This is a genomic window from Planococcus sp. MB-3u-03 (assembly GCF_002833405.1).
Lineage (GTDB): Bacteria > Bacillota > Bacilli > Bacillales_A > Planococcaceae > Planococcus.
This window is the reverse complement of record NZ_CP025127.1, coordinates 1-6800: the sequence shown is the minus strand read 5'-3', so window position 1 is coordinate 6800 and position 6800 is coordinate 1. Positions and strand designations below refer to the sequence as shown.

Genomic DNA, 6800 nt, shown 5'->3' with positions numbered 1-6800 from the left:
CTGAATGTAACTTAATTAGACATAAGTTACATTCAGATTTAAATTTTAACAACAAAAAATGCCTCTCAAAAAAGGCATTTTTCAGCGATATTTATGACCATTTTTCTTCATCGTCTACCCATTGTTTATTCTTTAAGTCATACGATGTGCCTTCGTCGTGGAAAACAAAGTATGATGGCAAATCCAATGAAGCCCCACCTGCGGTTTCCCAGCATTGACGGAACCAATCTGCAAATACCTGTTGTTCTTGTGGAACTAACGTTTCCTCATTCTGCTCGTAAAAGTCAAAAAATGCCTCCAGCTGATCATCATTTACCTGATAATATTCTACTTCTGGCAGGACCTCTTCACTTCCAGCAAAAACTGTTTGGTCATTTCCTTCGTTGAAAACTTCGTTGGCGTCTTTATCCATGGAGAACATGGTTATGGATAGTTCGAACCTGGTAGGTTCAATAGATGGGGTGAAATCTAAAAGGTCTATGTCAGAAGAAAAATTGTATGTAAAAATTCTTTTCATATTTGAAACCACTAAAGGAGATTCTTTCTCCAAGTTGGCTTTGATAGAACTGATATACTCATCGACCGAAAACATAAATAAACCTCCTTAAAATTGTTTAAAAGCATTGATTATGACATTGATTTACCGATTTAAACTACTAAATATCATAACACCAATAATTGGAACTTAACTACTTATTTTATAAATATTTCAACTCTTTTAAAGGTATTAATCTCCGATAAATGAATGTAACTTAATTGCTATTAAGTTACATTCACATTTGTATTTAAGGCTCCGATATACCATGTCCAAGCAAGAGCAAGTAGATAAAAGCTGACAGCATCACAAAGAATGCGCCATTAGCTAGCACACTAAAAATAATAATGGGCATCTTTTTGGTTCTAATCCCTAACAACATTGCTATTAAGAAACCAATATCAATTAATAAATACAAGCTCATGCTGATCCAGAAATTCACATTAGGAAATTGCCGGAAAATTAGTAAAACCATTAATGCAGCAATAGGCAAAATCATGGTTAGAATAATTGGTTTTGCTTCTTTCTGACCTTCTTGAACTTGGGTTCTCATGTTTTCATCTCCGATTCATTTCTTTTTGCAGAAAACACTCTGTGAATGTAACTTAACTGCACATAAGTTACATTCGTTTTCGCTAAAATAGAGTCTCTTATTTGTTCCAGATCCTTGCCCATAAACCTCGGGTGTCTTTTTTAGGCATGACCGTTTCTGGTTCGCTTTCTGGCTCCTGTGAGAACGATTCTGCGCTCTCTATCTTTGGTTGATCGGACGAAGGGGCATCCAGTGGCTGCAAACTCCCTTTCAGCATTTTCACTTCCTTTAAAATCTGCCCATTTTGCTCTTCTTGCTTTTGAATACTTTGCGCCATCTGATCAATGGTTTGTTGCTGATGCTGAATCAGTCGCAGCAGCCGTTCCTCAATCGTCAGTTCATTTACGGTAGCTTCATGGCGTTTCGTGTCGTCTTGTATCGCTGTAGATAGCGTAGCTTGGCGCGCTATGCTTTCCGTTTTAGACCACAAGAAAACCGCTTCAGCACTGTCTTCTAAAGTCATTCCACCGCTATCCTTGAGCGTTATGAACTTTCGTAACGCCATGAGATCCGTATCGCTGTACCACCGATGACCTTGAGCATTCTTTTTGAAGCTGTAGCCACTTTGTTCCAGCAATAACGAATACTTGCGAAGCGTTGATGGTTTGATATTGAGAACCATTGCAATATCTTCTGGTGCGTGAAAGGCCATCTTTAATCGCCTCCTTTTTCTTTCATCGTAAATGACCTACTCGAATTTGGACAGCTTAATTTTCTTAATGAATATTCTACAGAATGAAAATAAAAAAGAGATGGAAGCCGGTTCAGCGTTCCAACTCCTGATCTCTTTTTCTAGCCATGGTTTTTTGTTTTTCTTACTTACGCTGTTTCTGCCGTTCTTTGAATTTATCAAAGTTTACTTACTGGAAGCTTATCGACTTCTTAAAAGCTATCGGAAAGTCCCCTTCACTTTTTTCGCTAAGAGGATTCGGCTGCAATCAAATCGTCGCCTCTTTAAATTCTCTCACTACGCTACGATTCATTCAATTTGTTTTACTGTTCACAGTCGCTCGTCATTATTTTTCTTTCAAGCTATTAAATAAAATATGGGTAGGTAAAACCATCCTTATTTTATTTTTTTGCGATTGAGTCAATAATAACTCCAAATATTCCTCCGACTACTACTCCAAAAATAAGAATTGCACTCCAATTATCGAATGAAAAATAACCAACCACTGTCATAGTAATGACTGTTAAAAAAACAATATAATATTTTCCCATCAAATGCCCCCATCCAATCTTAGCTAATCATTCATTCACTTTTTTTTCAAGCGAGGCATTTTTTAATCTTCTTTAACTCATTTTTCCAATCGAGTAGCTTTGTTATTCTGGTGTAATAGACCATTCCAAACTAAGTTTAGCAATCGTACGACTTTTCTAGCTTGCAGGATAGTTCCAATTCTGTACAAATTTAATTTCTTCGGTAGTTACCATGTTTATTAACTAAAAAAAAAGACTAGACACTGAAAATTAGCGCTCCAGTTCTTGGTCTCTTTTTCTAGCCAAGATTTTTTGTTTTTCTTGCTCACGCTCTTTTTGCCATTCCTTGAATTTATTCAAGTGCATTTTTGCAAATTCCACCAAAAGATTCAACTTGCTTCTCAAGGTTTTATTTTCTTTTCGCAACTCCTGATTTTCTTGTTTCAACTGGCTATTTTCTTTCTGCAGCCGTTCGGTCTTGGATTTCTCTTGATCCAGTTTCCGATCGCTGGAGACAACCGCATCGAACATGTCATCAAATCGCTTCTCATGCGTCGCGATGGTGCTTTCAATGGCTTCGGTCGCTTTGGCTCTTGCTTTGAGGGCTTCAAAATCCTCTACCGGCAATTTCACGTGGTTCCGGTCAAATAGCGTGGGTTTGCTGACTTGCAGCTCATCGACCTTCTTAGAAGCCGTCAGGGCGTTTCTCAGGGCTTCGGTTTCCTTCTCCAGGGTTTTAATCTCCTCATTGAGCGTCAACGCTTTAAAACGGCTCATTTCGATGTGTTTCCGGTCCGAAGCAATGCCCCGTTCCACATCAAAGCCCAAGGTTTGCATGTGTTTCGGAAACTCCTCTTGCATCCACTGCAATTCCTGGCGATTAAAGACGTTCTTGCCCTGGAGTTTGCCGTCCCGCATCGGAACGACCCCTAAATGCATGTGAGGCGTTTTCTCGTCATTGTGAATGGTCGCATACGCGATATTTTGTTTCCCGTAGCGTTCGGAGAATAAGTTATAGCTTTCCTCGAAAAATCGTTTCTGTTCCGCCGGATCTAATCCCTCAAAAAACTTCCGGTCCGAAGTCACCAGCAGCTCATTCACGAGCACGGCATCTTTTCGGGTTTTTCGCTCGCTTACTTTTTGGCTCTCGATGATGTCTTTTACTTGTTTGTTGTAATCAATTTTTTCTTGATGCAGCAAATCATAATTCAAGTGCTCACGGTCCGGATCGATGTCTGGATTCGTCCGACTTTCCCGTTCTCGCTGGTTGTGAAATTGCATGCCCTTTAAATCCGGACTCTTCATTTTCTGCATCCGTACCACAGCAAAACTCACCAGCATACACCCCCATAATTCGGTCAACTTCCATGTAAAGTATAGCACACTATACTTTATTGCATAAAGGTGTGCTCTCCGAGGGTAAGACCGAAGGTCAAAAGCAAGGGGCTGCCTCAATAGTGAGGCGCCCCCTAAAGTCAAAAGCATGGGGCCGATCGTCCTCAATGGACGGTCATTCCCCAGTAGTTCAACAGCAAGAAAAGACAGCCGGCTTCGGCTATCTTTTCCGTAGATCAACAGCAAAAAAGAATGGTCCGATTACTCGGCCATCCTTTTCCTCAAATACAAACCATCATGATTTAGCATGTTCCATATATCTCGAAACATAAAACAGCAATATCCCAGAAACAACAATCGCTGCTAAGCTTAAGAGCTTAACGAACCAAACGCTGAAGCCAAAAATCAAAGCACCTACAAAATATGCTATCCAAACAATTATGGTTAAAAACAACAAACCTGGACGCCTCTTGTTCAAAAAAATCGACTCCCTCTGCTTTTCAACGAAAATGTTTTTACTTATCCTTTTCTTCAGTTTCTATCTTCTAACCAATTATAAAATTCTACTTTCTTTACTGATCCAGGAGATAAAGCTTTATGGTTTTTTTGAAGTAAGCCATTTAATTGCCTAAAATTCCATACAGTTTTTTGAATCAGTTCATTGGCTCGCTCACTCGTAATCGAGATCGGTTCGTCTAAAAACTGTTTCATATTCTCAATTTCAATAATTAAATCTCTCGCTCGTAATCGATCGTTCTCACTATCAAGGTTCATGTATTCAAACATATCCTCAGAAACAATGTCCACGATGCTTTGAATCTCTTTAATTTGTTTCTTTGTGGCACTTGTTAGCTTTTGTCCATTGGACCAAATTAGATCAAATCTAGCAATTGAACGACCTTCTTTTTCAACTTTATACCACACTTCTAATTCGGTATATTCATTAATTTCTTTAATAGCTATATCAAGCACGCCACGTTTAAATTGAGCCGTATTTCCAGCATACGTTTTTGTCGATTCTACACCGAATAATTTCATCAATTCTTCTCTTGATATTACTTTGTGCCAATAACCATAATGAGCTTTTATGTAATCGTATAACGTCCATGAAAAACTACTTTTAAAGTTCGAAGCAATAGTCAAATCTGTCGTGATGTAATAAGCATCTTTTAATTCTAAAATATGAGGTAACATTTTAGGATTCCATTCGAAGCTAAATTGCCCTTTATCATAGCCCATTCCAATAAAAGCATTCCAAAATTTAAACTTTTCATTTTCCATATCTATCGTACTGAACTTTATACTTGTAATCTTATCCGAATCTTTCATAGCGTCTTCTGTTCGGTACTGGGTTACACCAAATTTCTTTTCAAAGTCACTTTTTCGAAATTCTGTTAACCCATTCTGTTGAGTAGAAAAAATTGAAAATGCTAGTAATTGCATTTGATTTAGAGTAAGTCCTTGATAGAGTTTTGCCATAGATAATTCTTTACTCTTTTTGATTGAATTCTCATAGGATACTAATTGTTTTTTAGCGTTTACTCTTGCCACAATTTCTTGCCCCTCTCCGACTATGTAAAATACTCCCGAAAAAATGTGTATTCAACTAAACATAATACACTAAAAAAATTTAAATGTATATTTGATTTTTATAATACACATTTAAAAAGGAGTATTTTACACATTAAACAGGAGTATTTTACACATTAAACAGGAGTATTTTACACATTAAAACTTTCAAACCCTTGGCGCTCTAAGGCTCAAAGGTACCCCTAAATATAACTAATATAATTAATCTTTTAAAAGATAATATATATAAGCAAAATTTCATTTTGAAAAAATGAAAAGAAACAAGAAAAGAACAAAATCCAGATCAAGTTCGTTGCTAGAAAAAATAGCAAACAAAAAACTCCGCAGAAACATACTGGGAGTTTTACAGACGAAACGTTTTTAAATTGCTCTCAATCTGCTCATCGGTGATGCCGATGTAACGCAACGTGATCTGCGGATGCGCATGATTGAGGATATTCTGCAGCTCGGCAATGTCTTTAAACTGCTTGTAATGCCAATAGCCAAACGTTTTTCGTAAGGTGTGCGTACCGATCCCCACCGAAATATCGACCATCTGTGCGGCCTTCTGAAGCTGCCTGTACGCTTGAATGCGCGTAATCGGTCCATTTCCCTTCCGACTGGGAAACAGCCACTCAGCGCCCTCTAGCGTGCGAATATAAGCATCCAGTTCGTCGTAAATGTTGCCGAGGTGAATAGTACGGCGTTTTCCAGTCTTTCCTTCACGCAGCGACACTACTTGCTTGCCCTGAATCTCGCTGGTTTTAATCTTTAACAGATCCCCGACACGCAAGCCGGAATTGATGCCCAGGAGAAACAGTATGTAATCTCGTTCGCTGCACCATTTCTTTAAGCTCCATTTCATGTCCTCAATCTTTTCCAGTGACCGGATCGGTTGGACATCTTTCATCTCTTGCTGCTTATTTTGCATGATTTGCACCTCTTTCAAACCTTCTCACTTATCAAAAGGCAGGCGTTGGCCTTCGTCTTGGTAAATAGAATACATGGTTCCAGTGCTTTCCATGGTCGAACAAACCGCATCCGCACAAGTAAAAAGATGAGTTTGTTTATCCGTGTATACATTTACGGAAAAGTAGTAAGGAAAGGCACCACCTTTTAACTTCTCGACGAAGCCATTGATCGCAATAACCTTCTCATTACTGGCAATCATTTCGTAGTCGGGGCTTTCCACCGTTTTCTGGACCATTTCACTTAACGCGATCTCTTCTTCCTCTGTAGGGGTAAATAGCAGCCAATTCCCTAACAGAATTAAATTAATAACTAAACTAATAATTAATAATCCGAGTAAAAGCTTCTTTTTCATCATCATGCTCCCTTTTGACGCTTAAATAACAATAAGTTTTTATTGAGCATACATTTTTTGGGAACGTTTTGTCTTTATAAATTTATTTCCCTATGTAACCGATTATTTAAGGTAACTCCGTAAAAAGAAAAAAGAGCGCTGCCAAGGAAAAGCAAGCCCAGTAGAATCAACGATTTGAATGTATCTTTTTTTCTCGGAATTTTAGTTTCGTCTGTTTTTTCAGTGAAGTCAATGGAATCAGGGTT

The 6800-nt window shown here is 38.3% G+C and carries 8 protein-coding genes; all 8 read right to left on the bottom strand.

What is annotated here, in order from left to right:
* Positions 1-91: 91 nt before the first annotated feature.
* Entirely contained in the window at positions 92-592 is a 501-nt protein-coding gene (locus tag CW734_RS01090; RefSeq protein ID WP_052651602.1) for a hypothetical protein, read from the bottom strand.
* A 193-nt stretch (positions 593-785) separates the two neighbouring features.
* On the bottom strand, positions 786-1088 hold the full coding sequence (locus tag CW734_RS01085) for a hypothetical protein (RefSeq protein ID WP_101189115.1): 303 nt from the start codon (positions 1086-1088) through the stop codon (positions 786-788).
* Between the two features lie 97 nt (positions 1089-1185).
* Positions 1186-1779 (bottom strand): MerR family transcriptional regulator, encoded by a 594-nt coding sequence (locus tag CW734_RS01080; protein WP_101189114.1) that lies wholly within the window; start codon positions 1777-1779, stop codon positions 1186-1188.
* A 419-nt stretch (positions 1780-2198) separates the two neighbouring features.
* Positions 2199-2348 carry a hypothetical protein gene (locus CW734_RS18180; RefSeq protein ID WP_157824108.1) on the bottom strand — a complete coding sequence of 50 codons (150 nt, stop codon included), beginning with the start codon at positions 2346-2348 and terminating at the stop codon, positions 2199-2201.
* Positions 2349-2597: 249 nt separating this feature from the next.
* A complete protein-coding gene (gene mobV / locus CW734_RS01075) occupies positions 2598-3662 on the bottom strand; it encodes a MobV family relaxase (protein ID WP_101189113.1) in 1065 nt (354 codons plus the stop codon).
* A 531-nt stretch (positions 3663-4193) separates the two neighbouring features.
* A complete protein-coding gene (locus CW734_RS01070) occupies positions 4194-5213 on the bottom strand; it encodes a replication initiation protein (RefSeq protein ID WP_101189112.1) in 1020 nt (339 codons plus the stop codon).
* A 382-nt stretch (positions 5214-5595) separates the two neighbouring features.
* Entirely contained in the window at positions 5596-6162 is a 567-nt protein-coding gene (locus CW734_RS01065) for a site-specific integrase (RefSeq protein ID WP_101189111.1), read from the bottom strand.
* A 24-nt stretch (positions 6163-6186) separates the two neighbouring features.
* Positions 6187-6555 (bottom strand): hypothetical protein, encoded by a 369-nt coding sequence (locus CW734_RS01060; RefSeq protein ID WP_101189110.1) that lies wholly within the window; start codon positions 6553-6555, stop codon positions 6187-6189.
* Positions 6556-6800 lie beyond the last annotated feature (245 nt).

Coding starts and splice junctions, on each gene's coding strand:
- CW734_RS01090 (WP_052651602.1), bottom strand. CDS start 592: ATGTTTTCGGTCGATGAGTATATCAGTTCTATCAAAGCCAACTTGGAG.
- CW734_RS01085 (WP_101189115.1), bottom strand. CDS start 1,088: ATGAGAACCCAAGTTCAAGAAGGTCAGAAAGAAGCAAAACCAATTATT.
- CW734_RS01080 (WP_101189114.1), bottom strand. CDS start 1,779: ATGGCCTTTCACGCACCAGAAGATATTGCAATGGTTCTCAATATCAAA.
- CW734_RS18180 (WP_157824108.1), bottom strand. CDS start 2,348: ATGGGAAAATATTATATTGTTTTTTTAACAGTCATTACTATGACAGTG.
- CW734_RS01065 (WP_101189111.1), bottom strand. CDS start 6,162: ATGCAAAATAAGCAGCAAGAGATGAAAGATGTCCAACCGATCCGGTCA.
- CW734_RS01060 (WP_101189110.1), bottom strand. CDS start 6,555: ATGAAAAAGAAGCTTTTACTCGGATTATTAATTATTAGTTTAGTTATT.